The sequence below is a fragment of the Ancylobacter koreensis genome (assembly GCF_023016525.1).
Lineage (GTDB): Bacteria > Pseudomonadota > Alphaproteobacteria > Rhizobiales > Xanthobacteraceae > Ancylobacter > Ancylobacter koreensis.
Genome location: NZ_JALKCG010000003.1, coordinates 239,687 through 262,588, shown reverse-complemented (window position 1 = coordinate 262,588; position 22,902 = coordinate 239,687). Strand labels below are relative to the sequence as shown.

At 68.4% G+C, this 22,902-nt stretch carries 22 protein-coding genes, 1 tRNA gene and 1 pseudogene; 17 read left to right on the top strand and 7 right to left on the bottom strand.

All coding sequences use genetic code 11. From position 1 onward, the window contains the following. Positions 1–14: 14 nt before the first annotated feature. On the bottom strand, positions 15–557 hold the full coding sequence (locus MWN33_RS11205) for an outer membrane protein assembly factor BamE (RefSeq protein WP_247200594.1): 543 nt from the start codon (positions 555–557) through the stop codon (positions 15–17). Between the two features lie 210 nt (positions 558–767). Between MWN33_RS11205 and MWN33_RS11200 the strand changes: the two genes are divergently transcribed. The 6 genes and pseudogenes from MWN33_RS11200 to MWN33_RS11175 all read left to right on the top strand — a co-directional run. Further along, positions 768–1,331, top strand: a complete 564-nt coding sequence (locus MWN33_RS11200) for a ubiquinol-cytochrome C chaperone family protein (RefSeq protein ID WP_247200592.1) — start codon at positions 768–770, stop codon at positions 1,329–1,331. Then, positions 1,328–1,861, top strand: coding sequence for a YceD family protein (locus MWN33_RS11195; RefSeq protein WP_247200590.1), 534 nt, complete (start codon positions 1,328–1,330; stop codon positions 1,859–1,861). Before MWN33_RS11200 ends, MWN33_RS11195 begins: the two co-directional genes overlap by 4 nt. Before the next feature lie 120 nt (positions 1,862–1,981). Beyond that, a complete protein-coding gene (plsX, locus tag MWN33_RS11190; RefSeq protein ID WP_247200588.1) occupies positions 1,982–3,061 on the top strand; it encodes a phosphate acyltransferase PlsX in 1,080 nt (359 codons plus the stop codon). After that, complete coding sequence (locus MWN33_RS11185; protein ID WP_247200586.1) at positions 3,058–4,029, top strand: beta-ketoacyl-ACP synthase III; 972 nt, start codon at positions 3,058–3,060, stop codon at positions 4,027–4,029. Before plsX ends, MWN33_RS11185 begins: the two co-directional genes overlap by 4 nt. Before the next feature lie 96 nt (positions 4,030–4,125). Then, positions 4,126–4,428 carry an integration host factor subunit alpha gene (locus tag MWN33_RS11180; RefSeq protein ID WP_247200585.1) on the top strand — a complete coding sequence of 101 codons (303 nt, stop codon included), beginning with the start codon at positions 4,126–4,128 and terminating at the stop codon, positions 4,426–4,428. Positions 4,429–4,451: 23 nt separating this feature from the next. Then, positions 4,452–4,692: pseudogene (locus tag MWN33_RS11175) on the top strand (MerR family transcriptional regulator); the annotation flags it as partial. 880 nt (positions 4,693–5,572) lie between these two features. On the opposite strand, the gene MWN33_RS11170 reads toward MWN33_RS11175, so the two are convergent. Then, the gene (locus tag MWN33_RS11170; RefSeq protein WP_281493734.1) at positions 5,573–5,956 is read right to left on the bottom strand and encodes a septal ring lytic transglycosylase RlpA family protein; all 384 of its coding nucleotides are present in this window, start codon (positions 5,954–5,956) and stop codon (positions 5,573–5,575) included. A gap of 377 nt (positions 5,957–6,333) precedes the next feature. Here MWN33_RS11170 and amaB point away from each other — a divergent pair, with 377 nt between their 5' ends. Continuing rightward, positions 6,334–7,878 (top strand): L-piperidine-6-carboxylate dehydrogenase, encoded by a 1,545-nt coding sequence (gene amaB / locus MWN33_RS11165; protein WP_247200584.1) that lies wholly within the window; start codon positions 6,334–6,336, stop codon positions 7,876–7,878. Here amaB and MWN33_RS11160 read toward each other — a convergent pair. After that, a complete protein-coding gene (locus tag MWN33_RS11160; protein WP_247200583.1) occupies positions 7,851–8,546 on the bottom strand; it encodes a nitroreductase family protein in 696 nt (231 codons plus the stop codon). The two genes, amaB and MWN33_RS11160, sit on opposite strands and share 28 nt — an antisense overlap. Positions 8,547–8,682: 136 nt before the next feature. On the opposite strand from MWN33_RS11160, the gene MWN33_RS11155 reads away from it, so the two are divergent. The 3 genes from MWN33_RS11155 (at position 8,683) to MWN33_RS11145 (ending at position 10,896) form a co-directional block, all read left to right on the top strand. Then, positions 8,683–9,210, top strand: coding sequence for a GNAT family acetyltransferase (locus tag MWN33_RS11155; RefSeq protein WP_247200576.1), 528 nt, complete (start codon positions 8,683–8,685; stop codon positions 9,208–9,210). 21 nt (positions 9,211–9,231) lie between these two features. Continuing rightward, positions 9,232–9,309 (top strand) — tRNA-Pro (locus MWN33_RS11150). 108 nt (positions 9,310–9,417) lie between these two features. Further along, entirely contained in the window at positions 9,418–10,896 is a 1,479-nt protein-coding gene (locus MWN33_RS11145; RefSeq protein ID WP_247200575.1) for a tyrosine-protein kinase family protein, read from the top strand. A gap of 10 nt (positions 10,897–10,906) precedes the next feature. On the opposite strand, the gene MWN33_RS11140 is transcribed toward MWN33_RS11145, so the two are convergent. Then, positions 10,907–11,149: a DUF2842 domain-containing protein gene (locus MWN33_RS11140; protein WP_247200574.1), complete on the bottom strand. Its 243-nt coding sequence runs from the start codon at positions 11,147–11,149 to the stop codon at positions 10,907–10,909. A 154-nt stretch (positions 11,150–11,303) separates the two neighbouring features. Here MWN33_RS11140 and MWN33_RS11135 point away from each other — a divergent pair, with 154 nt between their 5' ends. Then, positions 11,304–12,371: a COX15/CtaA family protein gene (locus tag MWN33_RS11135; protein ID WP_247200573.1), complete on the top strand. Its 1,068-nt coding sequence runs from the start codon at positions 11,304–11,306 to the stop codon at positions 12,369–12,371. A gap of 142 nt (positions 12,372–12,513) precedes the next feature. On the opposite strand, the gene uvrA is transcribed toward MWN33_RS11135, so the two are convergent. Next, the gene (gene uvrA / locus MWN33_RS11130) at positions 12,514–15,417 is read right to left on the bottom strand and encodes an excinuclease ABC subunit UvrA (protein WP_247200572.1); all 2,904 of its coding nucleotides are present in this window, start codon (positions 15,415–15,417) and stop codon (positions 12,514–12,516) included. Between the two features lie 67 nt (positions 15,418–15,484). Further along, positions 15,485–15,649 (bottom strand): hypothetical protein, encoded by a 165-nt coding sequence (locus MWN33_RS11125; protein ID WP_247200571.1) that lies wholly within the window; start codon positions 15,647–15,649, stop codon positions 15,485–15,487. 260 nt (positions 15,650–15,909) lie between these two features. On the opposite strand from MWN33_RS11125, the gene ssb reads away from it, so the two are divergent. Beyond that, positions 15,910–16,482, top strand: a complete 573-nt coding sequence (gene ssb / locus MWN33_RS11120) for a single-stranded DNA-binding protein (protein ID WP_247200570.1) — start codon at positions 15,910–15,912, stop codon at positions 16,480–16,482. A 305-nt stretch (positions 16,483–16,787) separates the two neighbouring features. Beyond that, positions 16,788–17,186 (top strand): DUF2306 domain-containing protein, encoded by a 399-nt coding sequence (locus MWN33_RS11115; RefSeq protein ID WP_247200569.1) that lies wholly within the window; start codon positions 16,788–16,790, stop codon positions 17,184–17,186. A gap of 118 nt (positions 17,187–17,304) precedes the next feature. Here the strand turns inward: MWN33_RS11115 and MWN33_RS11110 are convergent, their stop codons facing one another. Next, entirely contained in the window at positions 17,305–17,931 is a 627-nt protein-coding gene (locus tag MWN33_RS11110) for a MarC family protein (protein ID WP_247200568.1), read from the bottom strand. Positions 17,932–18,258: 327 nt separating this feature from the next. Here MWN33_RS11110 and gyrA point away from each other — a divergent pair, with 327 nt between their 5' ends. The 4 genes from gyrA (at position 18,259) to MWN33_RS11090 (ending at position 22,878) form a co-directional block, all read left to right on the top strand. Then, a complete protein-coding gene (gene gyrA / locus MWN33_RS11105) occupies positions 18,259–21,027 on the top strand; it encodes a DNA gyrase subunit A (protein WP_247200566.1) in 2,769 nt (922 codons plus the stop codon). 85 nt (positions 21,028–21,112) lie between these two features. Next, positions 21,113–21,694 carry an LOG family protein gene (locus tag MWN33_RS11100; protein WP_247200564.1) on the top strand — a complete coding sequence of 194 codons (582 nt, stop codon included), beginning with the start codon at positions 21,113–21,115 and terminating at the stop codon, positions 21,692–21,694. A gap of 74 nt (positions 21,695–21,768) precedes the next feature. Further along, positions 21,769–22,278 carry a pantetheine-phosphate adenylyltransferase gene (gene coaD, locus MWN33_RS11095; RefSeq protein ID WP_247200563.1) on the top strand — a complete coding sequence of 170 codons (510 nt, stop codon included), beginning with the start codon at positions 21,769–21,771 and terminating at the stop codon, positions 22,276–22,278. 42 nt (positions 22,279–22,320) lie between these two features. Beyond that, a complete protein-coding gene (locus tag MWN33_RS11090; protein WP_247200562.1) occupies positions 22,321–22,878 on the top strand; it encodes a peptidylprolyl isomerase in 558 nt (185 codons plus the stop codon). Positions 22,879–22,902 lie beyond the last annotated feature (24 nt).

Genomic DNA, 22,902 nt, shown 5'->3' with positions numbered 1-22,902 from the left:
TCAGGCCGGCCCGATCAGATCCCGCCGGGCGTGAAGGTGGTCGACTGGAAGATCTGGCCGAGGATCGACATTTCCTGGCCGCCGGTCGGCGTCGTGCGGCTGACGAAGTCGAACACCTTGCCGTCCTTCAGCCGGTAGTCGGCGACGCGCGTGACGCGTTTGTCCTTGGGGTCGAAATACACCGCGACGACACGCTGGTCGGTGATCTCCGGCCGAAGGAACATGACCTTCTTGGCCTTCTGCGAGATGTAATAGAACACCTCGCCATCCACCGTGGCGACCGTCGAGGGCGTTCCCAGCACGAGCAGGACCTGCTCCTGACTGGAGCCGACCGGGATTTGTTCGAGCGCACCGTCGGCGACCACGTAGCCGCGCTGCTGCTCGGAAACGAAGGTCGTGGGTTGGCGAGGCAGTCCCATGGTAGCGTTCGCCATGGGCATACTGTCCGACGAGCACGCCGGCAGGCCGAGCGCCGCGACACCCACGGCCGCCACGGTTGCAAGGCGGGCGAGCGGGGCGCGGGAGCTTCCCGCCTGCGTCACGCGCGTCGATGCCATATACTCGTCTCCACACCAGCTTGCCGCGGGACAGGTCCCGGAACGGCACCACACGGCAGAAAGCACAGGCCGGGTGCCCGAAGCAACCCGAGGGCCGTGTCGCGGGGGTGTGAGCCGGCCGGGGTTGCCAGCGCCAGCCGTCCGCGCTACCCCGCCGAAACCGGCACTCCGCGCAGGCGGACCGGCAGTCGAACGCGGCAGGAGCCGTCCATGATTCTGCGTTTCTTCCGTCGGAACGACGGAGGCGAGACCATTCAGCGGCTCTATGGCGCGATCGTGGCACGATCGCGCGATCCGGTATTCTATACCGACTACAAGGTGCCCGACACCGTCGAAGGCCGCTTCGAGATGATCCTCGTCCACGCCTTCCTGCTGTTCCACCGCCTGAAGGAGGAGAGCGAGGAGCGCCGCCAGCTCGGCCAGCGCGTGTTCGACGCGTTCTGTGTCGACATGGATGCAAATCTGCGCGAGATGGGCGTCGGCGACCTCACCGTGCCGAAGAAGATGAAGCGCGTCACCCAGTCCTTCTATGGCCGGGTGAGCGCCTATGAGATTCCGGTCGACGCCGGCCAGTCCGGTGCGCTTGCCGAGGCGGTGCTGCGCAACGTCTACGGTTCGGATACCGAGCGCACCCTTCAGGCGGCGGCGCTGGCCGCCTATATGGTGAAGGCGGCCGAGGCGCTGAAGACGACCGGCTATGACACTTTCGCCGCCGGCGACTTCCCGATGCCGGAGCCGGCGCGGATCAGCTTCACGGAGACAGCCCCGTCATGACGGACGCATCGCCCCTTTCCCGTCCCGTGCTCGTCGCCAGCCTGCCGGATGACGGGCTCACCCTGAAGCTCGCGCCCGACGCGGCGACGCGGGCGGCGCTGGCGGCGGATTTCGGCATTCCCGGCATTCCCGCGCTCACCGCCGTAGTGACGGTGAAGCCCGAACGCGCCGGCACGGTGCGCGTCACCGGCCATGTCGAGGCGGTGGTGACGCAGACCTGCGTCGTCACGCTGGAGGCTTTCGACGCCCCGGTCTCCGAGGATATCGAGATGCGTTTCGCGCCCGAGGACCAGATTCCCCCGATCCGGCCCGGTTCGGAGGTCGACGTGACCGAACTCGATCTGCCCGATCCGCTGGTGGACGGCACCGTCGACGTGGGCGCCGTGGTCGCCGAGTTCCTGGCGCTGGGCCTCGATCCCTATCCGCGCAAGCCCGGCGCGGCCTTTGCCGACGCGCCCGAGCCCGGCCCGGAAGAGACCTCGCCCTTCGCCGCGCTGGCGAAGCTGCGCAAGGACGATGGCACCAATTAGGGGCCGCCGAACGTCAAATACGCACTGCGCTATTGTCACGGGCACGCATCTGGGGCATGCCGTCTGCGCCGCCCCGGCATGCTGCCGGCGTCCCCACGACCAGCGAGACCACGCCGCTAGATGTCCTCGACCGTCCGAATAGCGCTCGACGTCATGGGCGGCGATCACGGGCCCGGCGTGGTGCTGCCCGGCGCTGAGATCGCGCTGACGCGTCATCCCGATATCAGTTTCCTGCTGTTCGGCGATTCCGCCCGCATCAACGAGATCCTCGGCCGCCTGCCGCGCCTCGCCGCCGCCAGCCGGGTGATCCATACCGATGTCGTCGTGCAGATGGACGACAAGCCGAGCCAGGCGCTGCGGCGCGGGCGCCGGGTCTCGTCCATGTGGCGCGCCATCGACGCGGTGCGGCTCGGCGAGGCCGACTGCGCCGTCTCGGCCGGCAACACCGGCGCGCTGATGGCGATGGCCAAGGTCAACCTCAAGACCATGGCCGGCATCGACCGCCCCGCCATCGCCTGCCTATGGCCGACCATGCGCGGGGAGAGCGTCGTGCTTGACGTTGGCGCCTCCATCGGCGCTTCCGCCCAGCACCTCGTCGACATGGCGGTGATGGGCGCGGCCATGGCGCGTATCGTCTTCGATATCGAGCGCCCGACCGTCGGGCTGCTGAATGTCGGCGTCGAGGAGATCAAGGGCGTCGAGGAGGTCAAGGAGGCGGGCGTCGCGCTGCGCGAGTCCACCCATCCCGGCCTTGCCTATAAAGGGTTCGTCGAAGGCGACGACATCGGACGCGGCACGGTCGACGTGGTGGTGACCGAGGGCTTCTCCGGCAACATCGCGCTCAAGACCGCCGAGGGTACCGCCAAACAGGTGGCCGAATTCCTGCGCGGCGCCATCCAGCGCAGCTTCCTCGCCAAGATCGGCTATGTGTTGGCGCGCGGCGCCTTCAACGCACTTCGCGAGAAGCTCGATCCCCGCAAGTCCAATGGCGGCGTCTTCCTCGGGCTGAACGGCGTCGTCATCAAGAGCCATGGCGGCACCGACGCGGAGGGTTTCGCCTCGGCGGTCGATATCGGCTACGACATGGTGCGCTACCAGCTTCTCTCCCGCATCGCGGCGGGCATGCATGACCGCCCGCAGGTCGGTGCCCGCGCCGGCGCGGAGACCACCGTTACAGACGAGTTACAGGTTCCATCGTGAGTGCAATCCGTTCCGTTGTGCGCGGGCTCGGCGCCTATCTGCCGGGCCGCTGTCTGACCAATGCCGACCTCGCGCAGATGGTCGACACGTCGGATGACTGGATCGTCCAGCGCACCGGCATCCGCGAACGCCACATCGCCGCCGAGGGCGAGGTGACGTCCGATCTCGCGCTGGCTGCCGCGAAAGCGGCGTTGGCCGATGCCGGGCTGGAGCCGGGCGACATCGACCTGATCGTGCTGGCCACCTCGACGCCGGACAACACCTTCCCGGCGACGGCGGTGAGCGTGCAGGCCGGCCTCGGCATCACCCATGGCGCGGCCTTCGACCTGCAGGCGGTGTGCTCGGGTTTCGTCTACGCGCTGGCGACGGCCGACAATTTCCTCAAATCCGGCCAGTACCGGCGCTGCCTCGTCATCGGCGCGGAAACCTTCTCGCGCATTCTCGACTGGTCCGACCGCACGACCTGCGTGCTGTTCGGCGACGGTGCCGGCGCGCTGGTGCTGGAGGCGGTGCGCGATGAGGCGGACGGGCGCGGCGTGCTCACCACCCATCTGCGCTCGGACGGCCGCTTCAAGAACAAGCTGTTCGTGGACGGTGGCGTCTCCTCCACCCGCAGCGTCGGCTATCTCCGCATGGAGGGCCGCGAGGTGTTCCGCCACGCGGTTGGCATGATCACCGACGTCATCGTCGACGCCTTCGAGGCGACCGGCGAGGACGCCGAGACGATCGACTGGTTCGTGCCGCACCAGGCCAACCGGCGCATCATCGACGCCAGCGCGGTCAAGCTCGGCATCGCCCCGGAAAAAGTGGTGATCACCGTCGACCGGCACGGCAACACCTCGGCCGCCTCGATCCCGCTGGCGCTGGCGGCCGCGCATGCCGACGGGCGCATCAAGCGCGGCGATCTGGTGCTGCTGGAAGCCATGGGCGGCGGGTTTACCTGGGGTTCGGCGCTGGTTCGCTGGTAATCGGCGCATTGCGCGCGACGCACCGTTGACCGGCAACGGCGACGGCGCCTAGTTTCAGCATTCGATAACAGGTTCGACGGAACGGGGAAGACAGCAATGGCCGGTCGTACCATCACGCGCGCCGATCTGTGCGAGGCCGTGTATCAGCGGGTCGGCCTTTCGCGCACGGAATCGGCCGCGCTCGTCGAGACGGTCCTGACCGAGATCGCCGATTGCGTGGCGCGCGGCGAGACCGTGAAGTTGTCGTCCTTCGGCTCTTTCGTCGTGCGCCAGAAGGGTGAGCGGGTCGGGCGCAACCCGAAGACGGGCGAGGAAGTGCCGATCGCGCCGCGCCGCGTCATGGTGTTCAAGCCGTCCAACATCCTCAAGCAGCAGATCAACTCCGCGCCCGAATCGTGAGCGTCCGACAGGAGCAGCCGAGCGTGGAGAAGGGGCCCGACGCCTTCCGCACGATCAGCGAGGTCGCCGAGGATCTCGACCTGCCGCAGCACGTGCTGCGCTTCTGGGAGACGCGCTTCCCGCAGATCCGCCCGCTCAAGCGTGGCGGCGGCCGGCGCTATTACCGTCCCGACGACGTGGAGCTGCTGCGCGGCATCCGCCATCTCCTCTACGGGGAGGGCTACACCATCCGCGGCGTGCAGCGCATCCTCAAGGACGAAGGCCCGCGCTACGTGCAGGCCATCTGGCGCGACGCCGAAGCGGAAGCCGAGCAGATCGCCGAACTGGACGCGCGCGAGGAGCGCGCCGCGCGGAGTGCCACTTCCGTCGATGCCGGCCATCCCGGTCGCGCCCGCGAGGAGGAGCCGCCCCGCTCCGGCCCTCTCAGCGGCATCCTCAACCTCCTGCCGACGCGCCAGCGCGAAGCGTCGGAGGAAGCGCCCGCGCGCCGCGCCAGGCGGCGACCGGATGCCGACCCCGACATGTTCGAGCTGCCGCTGCTGCCGGACCTGGCGCCTCAGGTGCGCCCGCCGCGCGTCGAACCCTCGCTGCGCGGCGAGGCACCTTCGCGGGCGCTGCCGCACGAGCCGGCCGCGCCGGAGGGTGAGGGGCACCGCGCCATGCCGCCGGCGGCACCGGCGCCGGAGCGACGCGAGAATGCGGACTTCCAGGCGCGCCCGTCCGAGAGCCGGCCGGCCTTCGCCTTCCGTCCCATCGCCGCCGAGCCCGTGTTTGACGAGACGGCCTTCGACGAGCCCGAACCTGAGCCTGATCTGGACTATGTGCCGGAGCACCATCGCCCGGCGCCGGAGCCGTCCGTGCGGCCCGCAGCCGCGAGGCCGGTCGCGCCGCTGCATGTCCAGCCGCCTATCGCCCAGCCGCTCCCCTCTGCGGCGGCGGCGACGCCTTCCGCGCCGCTTCATGTACCGATGCGCGCCGCGGGCGGGGTACAGGAAAACGAAATCCCCGCCCGGGCGAAGCTTGGCCGCGACGACATCCAGCGGCTGCAGGCCGCGCTCTACGAGCTTCAGGACTGTCGTCGCATACTCGACGCCGCACGCGACCGGGAAGGCTGAACGCTTCCGGATCCGGCGCCTTCAGGGTCTCAATCGACGACCGCGATATCGACCTTCGCGACGCCCCGGCTGCGGAAGCCGAGCTGGTCGGCGACGGCGGTCGAGACGTCGATGATCCGGCCCCTCACGAACGGGCCGCGATCGTTGATCCGCACCACGACGGAACGGCCATTGGCCTTGTTCGTGACGCGCACTTTCGTGTTGAACGGCAGGCTGCGATGCGCCGCCGTCATGGCGTTGGCACTGTGCCGTTCACCGCTCGCGGTGCGGCCGCCATAGCCGTAGTACGACGCCATTCCGGACGTCGTGTTCTGGTTTTTCTGATTAGCAAGGGCAGCATTGCCGCCGGTGAGAAAGATGATCCCCGTCGCGAACGCCGCGCCGGCGACCCGTCCTGTTCCCCAAGCCGTCAATACCCTCGTCCTTCTCCTGTTGCAGACGAGTCGTGCATGGAAAGGAAATGTGGCCGGGGCATCACGACATTATGGCTAGAGTGCGATACGCACATGGATGTCGTGACATGCAGCATAAGAAATATCGGACGAATAGTCAGCCTAGACTTGCCGTTGTCCCCAAGATGACCGCGAACAATCAATCGCGCGCGTCATGTTGTAGCCAGGCGGCTAACTCATTGATTTCGCGGCCGCAGCTGAACCGCTGGATAAGGCGTGGACAGCATTGGGGAAGGTGCGCCGCCGGCCCTTTCGGTCGAAAGCCGCGATGGATTTGGCGCCGCTGCCGGTGCTATGGGATCGGTTCGGCCGGGTGGTGGTGCGACAAGGAGCGCGACATGGCGAACAGCGAGACGGGCAAGGGTCAGCGGCCGGTGGCCGAGGAGACGGTGCAGCTCCTGCGGGCGCTCGGCGTACCGGACAAGAGCTGGCGCAACGGCACCCGCACGGTGCGCTCGCCGATCACCGGCGAAATCATCGGAGAGGTGCCCGAGGCCAGTCCTGAGGACGCCGCGCAGGCGGTCGCCCGTTCCGTCGCCGCCTTCGAGGCGTGGCGCACCGTGCCGGCCCCGCGCCGTGGCGAGCTGGTCCGCCTGCTCGGCGAGGAACTGCGGGCGCACAAGGCCGAGCTCGGCCGGCTCGTCACGCTGGAGGCCGGCAAGATCGTCTCGGAAGGCCTCGGCGAAGTGCAGGAGATGATCGACATCTGCGATTTTGCCGTCGGCCTGTCGCGCCAGCTCTACGGTCTCACCATCGCCTCCGAGCGGCCCGGCCATCGCATGATGGAAACCTGGCACCCGGTCGGGCCGGTCGGCATCATCACCGCCTTCAACTTCCCGGTCGCCGTGTGGTCGTGGAATGCGGCGCTGGCGCTGGTCGCCGGCGACAGCGTGATCTGGAAGCCGTCCGAGAAGACCCCGCTCACCGCGCTCGCCGTGCAGGCACTGTTCGAGCGGGCGGCAAGCGCCTTCGGCGGGGCGCCGGAGGGCCTGTCGCAGCTTCTCATCGGCGGTGCCGACGTGGGCGCGGTGCTGACCGACGACACGCGCGTGCCGGTCGTCTCCGCCACTGGCTCGACCCGCATGGGTCGCATCGTCGGCGAGCGGGTGGCCCGCCGCTTCGGCCGCTCGATCCTCGAACTGGGCGGCAACAACGCCGCCATCGTGCGTCCCTCGGCCGATCTCGACCTCTCCCTGCGCGGCATCGCCTTCGCCGCCATGGGCACGGCCGGCCAGCGCTGCACCACGCTGCGCCGCCTAATCGTCGACGGAGCCGTCTATGACGCGCTGATCCCGCGCCTCGTGAGGGCCTATAGCTCGGTCGGCATCGGCGATCCGCGCGAGGCGGGCACGCTGATCGGCCCGCTGATCGACAAGGCCGCCTATGAGGGCATGCAGAAGGCGCTCGACGCCGCCCGCGCCGCCGGCGCCCGCATCCATGGCGGCGAGCGCGTGCGCGCGGACGAACGGCCGGACGCCTATTACGTCCGCCCCGCGCTGGTCGAGATCGGCGAGCAGATCGAGATCGTGAAGCACGAGACCTTCGCGCCGATCCTCTACGTGCTGCGCACGTCGAGCCTTGAGGAGGCGATCGCCCTGCACAACGGCGTGCCGCAGGGCCTCTCCTCGTCGATCTTCACCAACGATCTGCGCGAGGCTGAGACCTTCCTGTCCGCCGAGGGCTCGGATTGCGGCATCGCGAATGTGAATATCGGCCCATCCGGAGCCGAGATCGGCGGCGCGTTCGGCGGCGAGAAGGAGACCGGCGGCGGGCGCGAGTCAGGCTCGGATGCGTGGAAGGCCTATATGCGGCGCGCCACCAACACCATCAACTATTCGCGCTCCCTGCCGCTGGCTCAGGGCGTGTCGTTCGACATCGACTGATCGGGCGCCCAGTAGCTCACCACCTCGTCGAGGGCCGGCCGCGGCCGGTCCTCGCTGACTTGCGCCGGCTTGCCGATATGGATGAAGCCGGCGACCCGCTCTGGCGCTGTCACGCCGAGCAGGGCGGCCGCCTCGGTGTCACGGCCGGGCCATTTCAGCAGCCATTGCGTTGCGAATCCCATGGCGCTGGCGGCTACCGTCAGCGCCATGCCGGCGGCACCGGCCGACAGCACCTGATTCCATTCCGGCACCTTGGCGCTCGTATCCGGTCGGCTGACAAGGACCACCGTCAGCGGCGCGCGGGACATGTAGAGCGTCCACATGTCGGCCTTTGCCACCGGCAGGCCGGGGTTCTGCCGGGCATAGAGCGCATCGAGCCGTTCGCCGAGCGCCTGCCGCGCCGCACCGGCCACGACGATGAAGCGCCAGGGCACTAGTCGACCGTGATCGGGAACGCGCGCGGCGAGCCTCAGCAGCCGGTCCAGTTCATCCGGCGACAGCCCCGGTTCGACCAGCCCGCGCAGCGGCGCCGAGCGCCGCGTCTCCAGCCGCGCCAGCATCTCGGGCAGGGGCGGAATGTCGGGCGGCGCGTCGAGCGGCGCATCACTGCCTTCGGCGACGGCCGGAGCAGGGTGGCCGTGGACATGGCCGTGGCTGTGATGATTCATGACAATGGCTCCGTGGCTGGCCCGGCGCTTCAACATATGGCCCATTCCCGCACATCCGGCAGCCCCGAAGCGCAAGAACCCTTGCCGGCGGCGCGGCTCGCTCTAGCTGGGACGGCATTCCGATAGGGGAACCCGCATGAGCCTCTTCATCCGCATCGTCTTCGCCGTCGCCGCCTGCGCCCTCATGGCCGTGGCGGCCATCCTGCTGGTCTATGCCCCCTATATGGCGATACGCGACAGCCTCGCGGGAGGGCAGGCGATTCACGGCTCGCTGCTCGCCGTGGTCGGCTATCTCATCGTCGCCATCGCCCTGTTCGACGTCGCCAAGTACTTTTTCGAGGAGGAGGTGCCGGCCGGCCGGGAGAAACGCACGGCGGCCGACGCGCGGCGCGGCCTCACCAAATTCATCTCGACCATCGTCATCGCCATCTTCCTGGAGGCGCTGGTGCTGGTGTTCGAGACGGCGCGTGAGGATGTCGCGGATGTGGTCTATGCCGCGCTTCTGCTGGCCGCCGGCTGCCTCACTCTGGTCTCCCTCGGCGTGTTCCAGCGCCTGAGCGCGTCAACCGAGCGCGAAGTGGGGCCCGAGCCCGAGGCGCAGGAAGGTGGGGAGGGACCTGTCGAGCCCGCCGCGCGGCTTGCATCGCGGCCGGCAAATGGCTAGACAGGCGACGCCTCACGGCGTCGGAGCGTAGCGCAGCCTGGTTAGCGCACTAGTCTGGGGGACTAGGGGTCGGAGGTTCAAATCCTCTCGCTCCGACCATTTCCACTCCATCCCCATTCCCGGAACGAACGGCGGCCCTCGCGGTCGCCTGTGGGTGCGTGTGCGGCTTTAACACGGTGGAAACCATGACGGTGCCTAATGGGCACCATGATGGACCCGAGTGAGATCGCCAGCCCGAGCGCCGCGCCGCTGCCCGATGAGGCGACGCCGCCGCCCGCCGCGATTCCGCCGGAACGTACCGTCCAGCGGATTCGCCGTCTTCTGCTCGCGCCTGTTCTCGCTGGCCTGCTCGCCGGGGGAATCGTCAGCCAGGTCAGCACGCCGCGCTACCAGTCGCAGGCACGCCTGTGGACCGACAGCCGCAGCTTCGCCGCCGGCCGCGACAGCCTGAAGGTTCTCTCCTCGCGCGACTTCGCCCGCCACGTCATCGAGCGCAACGGGCTCACCGCGCGGCTCGCCGCCCCGCTGGGCGGAGTGACGGCGGCCCTTTCAGGCGCGGCCCTGCGCGTCGCCGGCTTCTCCGCCGTTCCGTCGGCGGGCCAGGAGTCCCGCCAGACTCTGGCGCTGCGTTCGGTCGAGCGCGGGCTGTCGGTGCGCGATATCGGCTCCGGCCAGATCGCCGTGGATTTCGCCTCGCCCGATCCTCGCCTCTCGGCGGATGTCGCCAACGCCTTTGCGACCAATTATCTGGAACTGCGCGAAAGCCGAGGTCCGTTCAGCATGGACCCCAATGCCGCCGCGCCTATGCCGGCCCGCATCCTCGCCTCCGCCGCGCCCGCCGCGACGCCGCGCTGGCCCACGCCGCTGATTTCCAGCCTCACCGCCGGCATCGGCACTTTTCTACTGGTGATGGGCTTTCAGGCGCTGGCGCGCCGCCGCACGCGTGCCGCCGGGCAGGAATTCGGAGCCGTGCCCATGCCGGAGGTGCCGGCCCGCGCGATGCAGCATCTTCCGTGGATCGGCGGCGCCAATGACGAGCCGGACGAGGAGCGCCTGCCGCCGCGCGGCCTTCCCGCCCGCGAGCGCGAGCTGGCCGATCTCTCGCGGCTCGTGGAGGTGCGCGGCGCCGCCGCGCGGCTGGTCGTCGTCACGGGCCCGAGCCCGGACGAGGGCATAGCCCGCTGCGCCGTCGCGCTCGGGCGCGCGCTGTCCTCCACTGCCGACCGCCGGGTTGTCCTGGTGTGCCTCGAAATGAGCTCGCCGACGCTCGATGCCCTCGCGGGCGACCCGCGTGCGCCCGGCCTCACCGACCTGCTGTTCGGCGTGGCGAGCTTCTCGGACGCCATCCATCGCGAGAACGGCTCGCGCTGCCACGTGATTCCGCCCGGCCGGGGCGCCCGCGAGGCGGCGGGGCTTATCGCGGCCGACCGTCTGCCGCTGATCCTCACGGCGCTGACCCAGACCTATGATCACGTCATCGTGGCCGCCCCGCCGCTCGGCGGCGCCGAGGGAGCCGCGCGCATCGCGGCGCTGGCGCCGACCACCATATTGGTGACGCGTCCCGGCGCGCTGGCGACCGATGCGGTGCAGGCCTTCGACGGCCTGGGCGCTCAGGGGTTCGGCGATATCGCGATGGTGACGTTCACGCCGGAAACACCGGCCGGCGCACTCTCCCGCGCAGCGTGAACGCGCGCCCTCAAAGGCTTTCCGGGCGCCGGTCGTATTTCAGCATCCAGCGGATGATGAAGGCGGCCGGCACGATCCATCCGCTGCCGAGGATCACATAGGCCACGAACTGTCCGAAAGCTGGCAGGGTGGTGACACGGCCCTGTGCCAGCGCCATCGCGGCCAGCGCCCAGAACACCACCAGCACGACGAGCGCCAGAGTACCGGCGAACTTGCGCAGGCGGCCGGTAGGGGCGGGGCGGTTGTCGTTCATGTCGGCGCTCCGGCTGGTCGGCACGGCGCGCGGGACAAAGAGTCCCGTTGCATGGCCGCGCGCGCCTCTATATCGCTCGCGACGCCCGGGCGGAAGCCGCCCGGCGCAAGGCGGCCGGCGGGGGCGGGTGGCCGCCGGTGCAGGGAGCGCGTGCATGGCCCTCGATCTTTCCCCTTCGACGCAGGGCGATCTCGCCGTGCCCGCCGCCGACCGGCTGCGGCCGGTGCGCCTCTGGCTCTATGCCGTCGCCGCGCTGATCGTGCTGATGGTGGTGGTCGGCGGGGCGACGCGGCTGACCGAATCCGGCCTGTCCATCACCGAGTGGAAGCCGGTGACGGGCATGCTGCCGCCGCTCTCCGAGAGCGCGTGGCAGACCGAGTTCGACAAGTACCGCCAGATCCCGCAGTACCAGCAGATCAACCGGGGCATGAGCCTCGATGAGTTCAAATACATCTTCTGGTGGGAATGGGTGCACCGGCTACTCGGCCGGCTGATCGGATTCGTCTTCCTCATCCCCTTCCTGTTCTTCCTATGGCGGGGGCTGGTCGACCGGGCGCTCGGCTGGAAACTGTCGGGGCTCTTCGTGCTCGGCGGACTGCAGGGCGGCGTCGGCTGGTGGATGGTCGCCTCGGGCCTGGTGAACCGCGTCGATGTGAGCCAGTACCGGCTCGCCACCCACCTCACGCTCGCCTGCATCATCCTCGCGGCGACGGTGGCGGTCGCGGTCTCGCTGAAGCCGCCGGCGGAGCGGCGCGCCTCGCCGGACTGGCTGCGTTCCTATGCCCGCATCCTGTTCGGCGTCGTCATCCTGCAGATCTTCCTCGGCGGTCTGGTCGCCGGCCTCGACGCGGGGTTGAGCTACACGACCTGGCCGCTGATGGACGGGCATCTCGTGCCGCCGATGGAAAATCTGCTGATCCAGCAACCCGCTTGGCGCAATTTCTTCGAGAATGTTCTCACCGTCCAGTTCAACCATCGCCTCGTCGCCTATGCGCTGCTGGCGCTGGCGATCGGGCATTGGCTGAGCGCGCGGCGGGTCGGCGGGGCGGTGCGCCGGCGCGCCTTCGTCATCCTCGCCCTGGTGGCGACGCAGGCCTTTCTCGGCGTGTGGACGCTGATCCATCAGGTGCCGGTCGACATCGCGCTGGCGCACCAGTTCGGCGCCACCATCGTACTGATCGCGGTGACGGTGAACCTGGTCCGGTTGTGGCAGGACGCGTGACGCGCCGAGGACAGCGGCTGGCCGTCCGGCCGGACGGAGGCTCGTGGCGGAAACACCGGCAGACGATCCCGGATCGGTCCTGCGGACCGTCCAGGATGACGCGTTTGGTGCGGAATGACGCGTTGGTCGGAGAGGCGCTCGTCTACTCCGCCGCGCTGCGCGGCTTGAGCGGGCGGCGCTCCAGCACCTCGGCGAGGAAACGGCCGGTGTGGCTGCGGGCGGCTTTTGCGATGACTTCCGGCGGGCCGGCCGCGACGATTTCGCCGCCGCCGTCGCCGCCCTCGGGGCCGAGGTCGATCACCCAGTCGGCGGTCTTGATGACCTCGAGATTGTGCTCGATCACCACCACCGTGTTGCCCTGCTCGACCAGTTCGTGGAGCACTTCGAGCAGCTTGGCGACATCGGCGAAGTGCAGCCCCGTCGTCGGCTCGTCGAGAATGTACAGCGTGCGCCCGGTGGCGCGGCGGGAAAGCTCCTTGGAGAGCTTCACGCGCTGCGCCTCGCCGCCCGACAGCGTGTTGGCCTGCTGGCCGACCTTGATGTAGTCGAGCCCGACGCGCGAGAGCGTCTCCAGCTTCTCGCGCACCGCCGGCACCGCCTTGAAGAACTCGGCGCCTTCCTCGACCGTCATGTCGAGCACGTCGGCGATGGACTTGCCCTTGAAGGTGACTTCCAGCGTCTCGCGGTTGTAGCGCTTGCCCTTGCAGACGTCGCAGGTGACGTAGACGTCCGGGAGGAAGTGCATCTCGATCTTGATGACGCCGTCGCCCTGGCACGCCTCGCAGCGCCCACCCTTCACGTTGAACGAGAAGCGCCCCGGGCCGTAGCCGCGCGCCTTGGCCTCCGGCAGGCCGGAGAACCATTCGCGGATCGGCGTGAAGGCGCCGGTATAGGTCGCGGGGTTCGATCGCGGCGTGCGCCCGATCGGCGACTGGTCGATGTCGATCACCTTGTCGAGGTGCTCCAGCCCCTCCAGCCCGTCATGGGCCAGCGGGGGATCGGAAGCGCCATTGAGCCGGCGCGCCACGGCGCGGTAGAGCGTGTCGACCAGAAGCGTCGACTTGCCGCCGCCCGAGACGCCGGTGACGGCGGTGAACAGGCCGAGCGGGATCTCCGCCGTGACGTTCTTGAGGTTGTTGGCCCGCGCATTGACCACCCGCAGCAGCCGCTTGCGGTCCGGCTTGCGGCGCTTGGGCACCGGCACGGTGAGTTCGCCGGTGAGGTACTTCCCGGTAAGCGAGTTCGGGTTGGCAAGGATCTCGCGTGGCGTGCCCTGCGCGACGATGCGCCCGCCATGCACGCCCGCACCGGGGCCGACATCGACGACATAGTCGGCGGCGAGGATGGCGTCCTCGTCGTGCTCGACCACGATCACCGTGTTGCCGAGGTCACGCAGGCGCCGCAGCGTGCCGAGCAGGCGCTCATTGTCACGCTGGTGCAGGCCGATGGACGGCTCGTCCAGCACGTAAAGGACGCCGGTCAGGCCGGAACCGATCTGCGAGGCGAGGCGGATGCGCTGGCTCTCGCCGCCCGACAGCGTGCCGGAGGAGCGCGCCAGCGTGAGATAGTCGAGCCCGACATCGAGCAGGAAGGCGAGGCGGTCGCGGATTTCCTTGAGGATGCGTACCGCGATCTCGTTCTGCTTGTCGCTGAGCTGGCCGGGCAGGGCGCCGAACCAGTCCAGCGCGGCGCGCACGGAAAGCTGCGCGGCCTGGCCGATATGGCTGCCGGCGATCTTCACCGCCAGCGCTTCGGGCTTCAGCCGATAGCCGTGGCAGGCCGCGCAGGGCACGGCGGAGAAATACTTGCCGATCTCCTCGCGCGCCCAGTCACTTTCCGTCTCACGCCAGCGGCGCTCCAGATTGGTGACGATGCCCTCGAAAGTCTTCACCGTCTCATAGGCGCGCATGCCGTCGTCATAGACGAAACGGATGGTCTCGGCCTTCGAGCCGTGCAGGATGACGTCCTGCACCTTCTCCGGCAGGCCCGACCAGGGCACGGTGAGCTTGACGCCGTAATGGCGGGCGATGGCGTCCAGCGTCTGGCCGTAATAGGGCGAGGTGGACTTCGCCCACGGCGCGATGGCGCCCTGTTTGAGGGTGCGCGACTTGTCCGGCACCACGAGGTCCGGGTCGATCTTGCTCTCGTGGCCGAGGCCGTCGCAGGTCGGGCAGGCGCCGAACGGGTTGTTGAAGGAGAACAGCCGCGGCTCGATCTCGGGAATGGTGAAGCCGGAGACCGGGCAGGCGAACTTCTCCGAGAAGACGATGCGGCGCGGCTCGCCGCCCTCGTCCTTCTCGTCGGCGAACTCGATCACCGCGATGCCGTCGGCAAGGCCGAGCGCCGTCTCGAAACTATCCGCGAGACGGCTGGCGATGTCCGGGCGCACCACGAGGCGGTCCACCACCACGTCGATGTCGTGCTTGAACTTCTTGTCGAGCGCGGGGGCCTCGGCGATCTCGTGGAATTCGCCGTCGACCTTGACGCGCTGGAAGCCCTTCTTCTGGAACTCGGCGAGTTCCTTGCGGTACTCGCCCTTGCGACCGCGAACAACCGGAGCCAGCAGGAAGAGCCGCGACTTCTCCGGCAGCGCCAGCACGCGGTCGACCATCTGGCTGACCGTCTGGCTCTCGATGGGAAGGCCGGTCGCGGGCGAATAGGGGATGCCGACGCGCGCCCAGAGCAGGCGCATGTAGTCGTAGATCTCGGTGACGGTGCCGACGGTGGAGCGCGGGTTCTTCGAGGTGGTCTTCTGCTCGATGGAGATGGCCGGCGACAGGCCGTCGATCTGGTCGACGTCCGGCTTCTGCATCATCTCCAGGAACTGGCGTGCATAAGCCGAGAGGCTCTCGACATAGCGGCGCTGGCCCTCGGCATAGATCGTGTCGAAGGCCAGCGAGGATTTGCCTGAGCCCGAAAGTCCCGTGAACACGACAAGGCTGTCGCGCGGGATTTCCAGATCGACATTCTTGAGATTGTGCTCGCGCGCGCCGCGTATCGTAATCGAACGGGCGTCGCGGCGCGGGGGATCCACGCGGTCCTTCATTCCGGTCTCATCTTGACGGGCTGTGCCAGAAACATATCGCGGGGGCGGCCGCCCGTCCCGACGAAACTCAGAGGCCGGCGGCCTTCATCGCCAGCGCCGCGACGGCGGTCGCCGCGATCATCCCGCCGGTTACGGCGAGCAGCGCGCGGCGGATCATCGCCTGGCGCGCGTCCTCGGCGTTGAGGGCAATGGCAGTGGCGCGGGCGCGCCGGCGGTTACGCGGATCGGTCATGACGGGAACACTCCCTGCGGCATTCACAGCGTTAACATAGTGCTGGTCTCCGCCACTGCAACGAGGGACTCATTGTCTTGCATCAAACTAGACACAATGTTAGGAACATAACAAGAACGATCTGACATGGCGGCACCCCGTTTTCGGCCTAGATGTGGACAGGCGGGCGAGCGGGCGCGCATGGCGGGGACGCGTAAGCTAGTATGGCGGCCTGAATGACGCGCGCGCGCCGCCGCGGGCGTCCCTTAACGGAGGACAATATGGCGGGCAGCGTCAACAAGGTGATCATTATCGGCAATCTCGGCCGCGACCCCGAGGTGCGGACCTTCCAGAACGGCGGACGCGTGTGCAACCTGCGCATCGCCACCTCCGAGACCTGGCGCGACAAGGCCTCCGGCGAGCGCAAGGAGCGCACCGAGTGGCACAGCGTGGTGATCTTCAACGAGAACCTGCTGCGCGTCGCCGAGCAGTATCTGCGCAAGGGCACCAAGGTCTATATCGAAGGCCAGCTCGAGACCCGCAAGGCGACCGACCAGAATGGCGGTGAGCGCTATTTCACCGAGGTAGTGCTGCGCCCGTTCCGTGGCGAGCTGACCATTCTCGACAGCCGCGGCGGCGGCTCCGAAGGCGGCGGCGGTGACGACTACGCCTCGGGCGGCGATTTTGGCTCGGGCGGTTCGGGCTTCGGCGGTGGCAGTGGTAGCGGGTCCGGCGGCCGCTCCTTCGGCGGCGAGCGCAAGCCCGCCCCGGTGAGCGGCGCGGGCGGCAGCGGCGGCAGTGGCGGCGGCAAGTTCGGCGGTGGCGGCGATCTCGACGACGAAATCCCGTTCTGAGCCAAGATACGTTTTCTGAGCCAAGATACGTTCGACTGCGGAGCGACGGTTGAGGCGCTGGCAGGCGAGCGGCACGTCGAGCGGCGCAGCATGTCGGCAGACATGCGGTGGAACGGGGGCATTCCGGAGCGCTTCCGCCGTCCGGCATCCTGTGGCTGGATGCTTCGCGGGCGGGCGATTTACCCCCTATCGCTCAGTCGACAAGCTAGTGACGCCGAGGCCGGATTTTGCCCGGCATCGGGCCTGCCAGAGATGACCATGGGCGCGACAGGCCGAATGGGCCGGCGGGAGGCGAGAGAAATCGCATGAGCCTCGCTCCCCTGCTCGACGCTTCGCTGGCGATCCGCATCCATGCCTTCAGCGCGCTGGCCGCGCTCGCGCTCGGCGCGGTCCAGCTCGCCGCACCCAAGGGCACGCTGCCGCACCGCGCAGTCGGCTGGAGCTGGGCAGCGCTGATGCTGACCGTCGCACTCTCTTCGTTCTGGATCCACGAAATGCGATGGATCGGTCCGTTCGGCCCCATCCATTTGCTCTCGCTCTTCGTGCTCTGGGCGCTGCCCATGGCGCTGTGGCATGCCCATCGCCACGAGGCGGCACTGCACGCCAAGGGCATGACTGGCCTGTTCTATGGCGGCTTGGTACTGGCCGGGCTGTTCACCCTCTGGCCCGGCCGGATCATGAACCAGGTCGTGTTCGGCGGCTGAGCGGCTAAAGGCGGACAGGGCAGAAACGTGGCCGGCGGGTCCTCGCCGGCATTCGAGGGCGGCAGAATCCGTCGATATTGCGGGGATCAAGGGAAAGCGACTGCCGCGGCGATGTCCGTCACGCCAGAAACGAGGCCCTGATCCCGTCAATGACGAACTGCACCGCCAGCGCGGCCAGCACGATGCCTAGCAGGCGCGAGAGGATGACGTTGCCGGTGACGCCGAGCAGCTTGTCGGTGCGCTCGGCCAGCAGGAAGACGGCGAGGCAGCTCGCGATCACCAGCACGGTGATGAGGAACAGCAGAGCCAGCCGCGCCGGATCGCCATGCGCCTCGCCGGCCAGCAGCAGCATGGCGGTGATCGCGCCCGGCCCCGCCATCAGCGGGATGGCGAGCGGGAACACGGCGAGCGTGCGCAGCAGCTTCTCGCGCTGGGCGACCTCGGAGGCGTCGAACTTGCGCTCCGTGCGGCGACCGAACACCATCTCGAAGGAAATGGTGAACAGCAGCAGCCCGCCGGCGATGCGGAAGGCGGGCAGGGTGATGCCCAGCGCGGCCAGCAGCGGCGCGCCGACAAGGCCGAACGCCACCAGGATGGCGAGCGCGATGCAGGCCGAACGGATGGCAACCAGCCGGCGCTCCGGGCCGGTAAGGTCCGTCGTCACGGCGAGAAAGAGCGGCGCGAGGCCGATCGGGTCGATGACGACCGCCATCGTCACCACGGCGGAAAACACATAGTCCAGCACGTTCCAGCCCCGTCGCGCGTCGGGCGCGTCCCGCTGCGGCCGAAGGGGCCGCCTGTCCTATAAGACCGCGCAGCGCCGGCCCTGCCAAGCGGTCGGCGGAACTCTTCGGCAGGCATCTCCGCGCCCAGGATTCGGGCATCCGCCGGCAGGCTTTGCCGTCCTTGGCGCCATGCTTCCGCCACGTTCCGCGACGCCTGTGGAAACTCGGCTGTAAAATATTGGTATTGCTACGCTTTTTGCGCGACCGAAAACGTCGCGAAACTGGCGCCCTCAGCCGGAATCGGCTACACAGTGACACCTGTTCCGCAACCACGGAAAGTCGAATCCTTGTCCGATTCCGATACGATCAAGCCGGAGGGCGGCGGCCCGTCGGATATCCGGCCCGTCTCGATCACCGAAGAGCTCTCGCGCAGCTATCTCGACTACGCGATGAGCGTGATCGTCTCGCGCGCGCTGCCCGACGTGCGCGACGGCCTCAAGCCGGTGCATCGCCGCATCCTGTTCTCGATGCGCGAGAACAACTACACGCCGGACCGGCCCTACAACAAATCCGCCCGCGTGACCGGCGACACGATGGGCAAGTACCATCCGCACGGCAACCAGGCGATCTATGACGCGCTGGTGCGTCTGGCGCAGGACTTCTCCATGCGCCTGCCGCTGATCGACGGGCAGGGCAATTTCGGCTCCATCGACGGCGACCCGCCGGCGGCCGAGCGCTACACCGAGGTGCGCCTCGCCAAGCCGGCGATGACGCTGCTCGACGACCTCGACAAGGACACGGTCGACTTCCAGGACAATTACGACGGGCGCGAGCAGGAGCCGACCGTGCTCCCCGCCCGCTTCCCGAACCTGCTGGTCAACGGAGCCGGCGGCATTGCCGTCGGCATGGCTACCAACATCCCGCCGCATAATCTTGGCGAGGTGGTGGATGCCTGCGTGGCGCTGATCGACGACCCCGCGCTCGATGTCGAGCGGCTGCTCGACTACATCCACGGCCCCGACTTCCCGACCGGCGCGCTCATCCTCGGGCGCAGCGGTATCCGGCAGGCCTACCTCACCGGGCGCGGCTCCATCGTGATGCGCTCGCGCGCCACCATCGAGGAGATCCGCAAGGACCGCGACGCCATCATCGTCACCGAGATCCCCTATCAGGTGAACAAGGCGACGATGATCGAGCGCATCGCCGAGCTGGTCCGCGAAAAGCGGCTGGAGGGCATCGCCGAAATCCGCGACGAATCCTCGCGCGAGGGTCTGCGCGTGGTGTTCGAGATCAAGCGCGACGCCCAGGCCGATGTCGTTCTGAACAATCTCTACCGCATGACGGCGCTGCAGACCTCCTTCGGCGCCAACATGGTGGCGCTCAACGGCGGCAAGCCGGCGGTGATGACGCTGCACGACCTGCTGACCGCTTTCGTCGCCTTCCGCGAGGAGGTTGTTAGCCGGCGCACGAAGTTCCTGCTGCGCAAGGCGCGCGATCGCGCCCATGTGCTGGTCGGCCTCGCCATCGCCGTCGCCAATATCGACGAGATCATCCACACCATCCGCACCTCGCCCGACCCGGCGACGGCGCGCGAGGCGCTGATGACGCGCGACTGGCCGGCGCTCGACGTCGCCCCGCTGATCGCGTTGATCGACGATCCGCGCCACCGGCTGGGCCCGGACAACACCTATCGCCTCTCCTTCGAGCAGGCCCGGGCCATCCTCGATCTGCGCCTGCAGCGCCTTACCGCGCTCGGTCGGGACGAAGTAGCGGACGAGCTCGACAAGATCGCCGTCGAGATTCGCGAATATCTCGACATTCTCGCCAGCCGCGAGCGCATCCGCGCCATCGTCAAGGACGAGCTTCTGGGGGTGAAGGCCGAGTTCGGCACGCCGCGCCGCACCGAGATCACCGAGGCCGAGGGCGACTTCGAGGATGAGGATCTGATCGCACGTGAGGACATGGTCGTCACTGTGTCCCATGCCGGCTATGTGAAGCGCGTGCCGCTTTCCACCTATCGCGCGCAGCGGCGCGGCGGCAAGGGCCGCTCGGCCATGCAGACGAAGGACGAGGATTTCGTCACCCGCCTGTTTGTCGCCTCGACGCATGCCCCGGTGCTGTTCTTCTCCTCCAAGGGTCAGGTCTACAAGCTCAAGGTCTGGCGCCTGCCCATCGCCGCCCCGCAATCGCGCGGCAAGGCGCTGGTCAACATCCTGCCGCTGACCGAGGGCGAACGCATCACCTCGATCATGGCGCTGCCGGACGAGGAGACGTGGAGCCGGCTACAGATCATGTTCGCCACCACGGGCGGCACGGTCCGGCGCAACGAGCTTTCCGACTTCACCAATGTGAACCGGAACGGCAAGATCGCCATGAAGCTGGAGGAGGGCGAATCCATCGCCGACGTCCAGCTCTGCACCGAGGCTGACGACGTGCTGCTGACCAGCGCCAACGGCCAGTGCATCCGCTTCCCCGCCACCGAGGTGCGCGTCTTCAAGGGTCGCGATTCCATGGGTGTGCGCGGCATCCAGCTGGAGGGCGGCGACAAGCTGATCTCCATGGCCATCATCGGCCATATCGACGTCACCGCCGAGGAGCGCGCCGAGTACATCAAGCGCGCCAATGCCGTGCGCCGGGCCCAGGGTGGCGAGGCTACGGCCGAAGCGGAGGACATCGTCGAGCTGGAGGCCGAGGAGGCACCCGAGGAGGCCGAGACCACGGGCACCGCCGCCACCTTCGATCAGGCGCGCTATGTCGCGATGGGCGCCGCCGAGCAGTTCATCCTGACCCTGTCGGAGAACGGCTACGGCAAGCGCACCTCTTCCTTCGAGTACCGGACCACGCGGCGCGGCGGCAAAGGCATCGTCGCCATGGCGGTGAACGAGCGCAACGGGCCGCTGGTGGCCTCCTTCCCGGTGGAGGAAGCGGACCAGATCATGCTCGTCACCGATGGCGGCCAGCTCATCCGCTGCCCGGTCAACGGCATCCGCATCGTCGGGCGCGGCAGCCAGGGCGTGATCGTGTTCGACACGGCGGAGGACGAGAAGGTCGTCTCGGTCGAGCGCGTCACCGAGGAAGAAGGCGAGGATGCCGGCAGCGAGGACGCGGCGGACTGATCCGCCGACCGCGCCTTTTGCCCGAAAGAATGAGCGGCGCCGGAGACGGCGCCGTTTTCATGTCACCCGTTTCGAGAGGCGAACCATGCGCCGTATCTGCGTCTTTCTTGGCTCGAATGCCGGCCGGCGGCCGGAATACCGGCAGGCCGCGCTCGATTTCGGCCGGCTGCTGGCCCGCGAAGGCATCGGCCTCGTTTATGGCGGGGCTTCCGTCGGGCTGATGGGCGCGTTGGCCGATGCCGCGCTGGCGGCGGGCGGCGAGGTGATCGGCGTCATCCCGCAGCGCCTCGTCGACAAGGAAGTCGCCCATCTCGGCCTGTCGGACCTGCGCGTGGTCGGCTCCATGCATGAGCGCAAGGCGCTGATGGCGAGCCTCGCCGATGCCTTCGTCGCGCTGCCCGGCGGCATCGGCACGCTGGAGGAACTGTTCGAGGTGTGGACCTGGGCGCAACTCGGCAGCCACGAGAAGCCTTGCGCCGTGCTCGACGTCGCCGGCTTTTACCGGCCGCTGCTGCGCTTCATCGACCATGCGGTCGAGGAAGGTTTCATGCGCGAGGCGCATCGCGACATGCTGCTGGTGGGTGAGGAGCCCGAAGCGTTGCTCGCGCGGCTGCGCGACTACCGTGCGCCGCAGGTGACGAAGTGGATCGACCGGGCGGAACGCTAGGGACCGGGGCGCCGGTCCCGCTTGCGTCGGCGGCGGGAGGCCGCTAACGCTGGCGGCGCATCGAGAGGCACTGCATGAGCGCCACGCGCACCGCCTTCTATCCCGGCTCGTTCGATCCGCCGACCAACGGTCATGTCGAGGTGGCGCGCGCCGCCGCGCGGCTGGTTGATCGGCTCGTGGTCGGGGTCGGCATCCATCCCGGAAAGACGCCGTTGTTCCCGGCTGCCGAGCGGCTGGAGATGCTGCGCGAGGTGTTCGAGCCGATCGCCCGCGAGGAGGGCGCCGCGCTGGACTGCGTGACCTTTGACACGCTCGTAGTCGACGCCGCCGAAGCGCAGGGCGCGAGCCTTCTCATCCGCGGCCTGCGCGACGGCACGGATCTCGACTACGAGATGCAGATGGCTGGCATGAACGCGGTGCTGAAACCCCGCGTGCAGACGGTTTTCCTGCCGGCCTCGCCCATCGCCCGCCCCATCACCGCCACTCTGGTCAGGCAGATCGCCGCCATGGGTGGCGACGTGTCCGCCTTCGTCCCGCCCGCCGTACTGGCCCGCCTGCGCGGCCGGTTCGGGCATAACGGCTAGAAGCGGGCAGCGGCCCGCCATCGCTCAACGGAGTCCCATTCGATGATCCGATCCCTGATCGCCGCCTTCGCTGTCCTTGGCGCGCTGGTGCTGCCCGCCGCCGCGCAGACCGCGCCCAAGCTGCCGCCGAATGTCGATCCGCAGAACACCATCATCATGCAGACCACCAAGGGCCCGGTGATCTTCGTGCTGCGCAACGACCTCGCCCCGCAGCATGCCGAGCGCATCAAGACGCTAGCGCGCGAGGGCTATTACGACAACGTGCCGTTCCATCGCGTCATCGAGGGCTTCATGGCGCAGACCGGCGACGGCCAGTACGGCAACGGCACCGGCGGCTCGCGCTACCCGAACCTTCCCGCCGAGTTCTCCAACGTGCCGTTCAAGCGCGGCACGGTCGGCATGGCCCGCGCCTCGGCGCCCAACAGCGCCAATTCGCAGTTCTTCATCACCTTCGGCAATGCCGACTTCCTGAACGGCCAGTACACGGTCATCGGTCAGGTCGTCTCCGGCATGGAGAACGTCGACAAGATCAAGCGCGGCGAGCCGGTGCAGAACCCGGACAAGATCATCTCGATGAAGGTCGCTTCCGACGCGAAGTGACCGGCATCCGCCAGGCCCATTTGT

Excerpts from the sequence above, each read along its gene's own strand:
- amaB (WP_247200584.1), top strand. The coding sequence starts at position 6,334 with ATGGCGAACAGCGAGACGGGCAAGGGTCAGCGGCCGGTGGCCGAGGAG.
- MWN33_RS11090 (WP_247200562.1), top strand. The coding sequence starts at position 22,321 with ATGATCCGATCCCTGATCGCCGCCTTCGCTGTCCTTGGCGCGCTGGTG.
- MWN33_RS11125 (WP_247200571.1), bottom strand. The coding sequence starts at position 15,649 with ATGACCGATCCGCGTAACCGCCGGCGCGCCCGCGCCACTGCCATTGCC.
- MWN33_RS11140 (WP_247200574.1), bottom strand. The coding sequence starts at position 11,149 with ATGAACGACAACCGCCCCGCCCCTACCGGCCGCCTGCGCAAGTTCGCC.
- coaD (WP_247200563.1), top strand. The coding sequence starts at position 21,769 with ATGAGCGCCACGCGCACCGCCTTCTATCCCGGCTCGTTCGATCCGCCG.
- MWN33_RS11180 (WP_247200585.1), top strand. The coding sequence starts at position 4,126 with ATGGCCGGTCGTACCATCACGCGCGCCGATCTGTGCGAGGCCGTGTAT.
- MWN33_RS11155 (WP_247200576.1), top strand. The coding sequence starts at position 8,683 with ATGAGCCTCTTCATCCGCATCGTCTTCGCCGTCGCCGCCTGCGCCCTC.
- plsX (WP_247200588.1), top strand. The coding sequence starts at position 1,982 with ATGTCCTCGACCGTCCGAATAGCGCTCGACGTCATGGGCGGCGATCAC.
- MWN33_RS11200 (WP_247200592.1), top strand. The coding sequence starts at position 768 with ATGATTCTGCGTTTCTTCCGTCGGAACGACGGAGGCGAGACCATTCAG.
- ssb (WP_247200570.1), top strand. The coding sequence starts at position 15,910 with ATGGCGGGCAGCGTCAACAAGGTGATCATTATCGGCAATCTCGGCCGC.
- MWN33_RS11100 (WP_247200564.1), top strand. The coding sequence starts at position 21,113 with ATGCGCCGTATCTGCGTCTTTCTTGGCTCGAATGCCGGCCGGCGGCCG.
- MWN33_RS11145 (WP_247200575.1), top strand. The coding sequence starts at position 9,418 with ATGATGGACCCGAGTGAGATCGCCAGCCCGAGCGCCGCGCCGCTGCCC.
- MWN33_RS11195 (WP_247200590.1), top strand. The coding sequence starts at position 1,328 with ATGACGGACGCATCGCCCCTTTCCCGTCCCGTGCTCGTCGCCAGCCTG.
- MWN33_RS11160 (WP_247200583.1), bottom strand. The coding sequence starts at position 8,546 with ATGAATCATCACAGCCACGGCCATGTCCACGGCCACCCTGCTCCGGCC.
- MWN33_RS11135 (WP_247200573.1), top strand. The coding sequence starts at position 11,304 with ATGGCCCTCGATCTTTCCCCTTCGACGCAGGGCGATCTCGCCGTGCCC.
- MWN33_RS11205 (WP_247200594.1), bottom strand. The coding sequence starts at position 557 with ATGGCATCGACGCGCGTGACGCAGGCGGGAAGCTCCCGCGCCCCGCTC.
- uvrA (WP_247200572.1), bottom strand. The coding sequence starts at position 15,417 with ATGAAGGACCGCGTGGATCCCCCGCGCCGCGACGCCCGTTCGATTACG.
- MWN33_RS11115 (WP_247200569.1), top strand. The coding sequence starts at position 16,788 with ATGAGCCTCGCTCCCCTGCTCGACGCTTCGCTGGCGATCCGCATCCAT.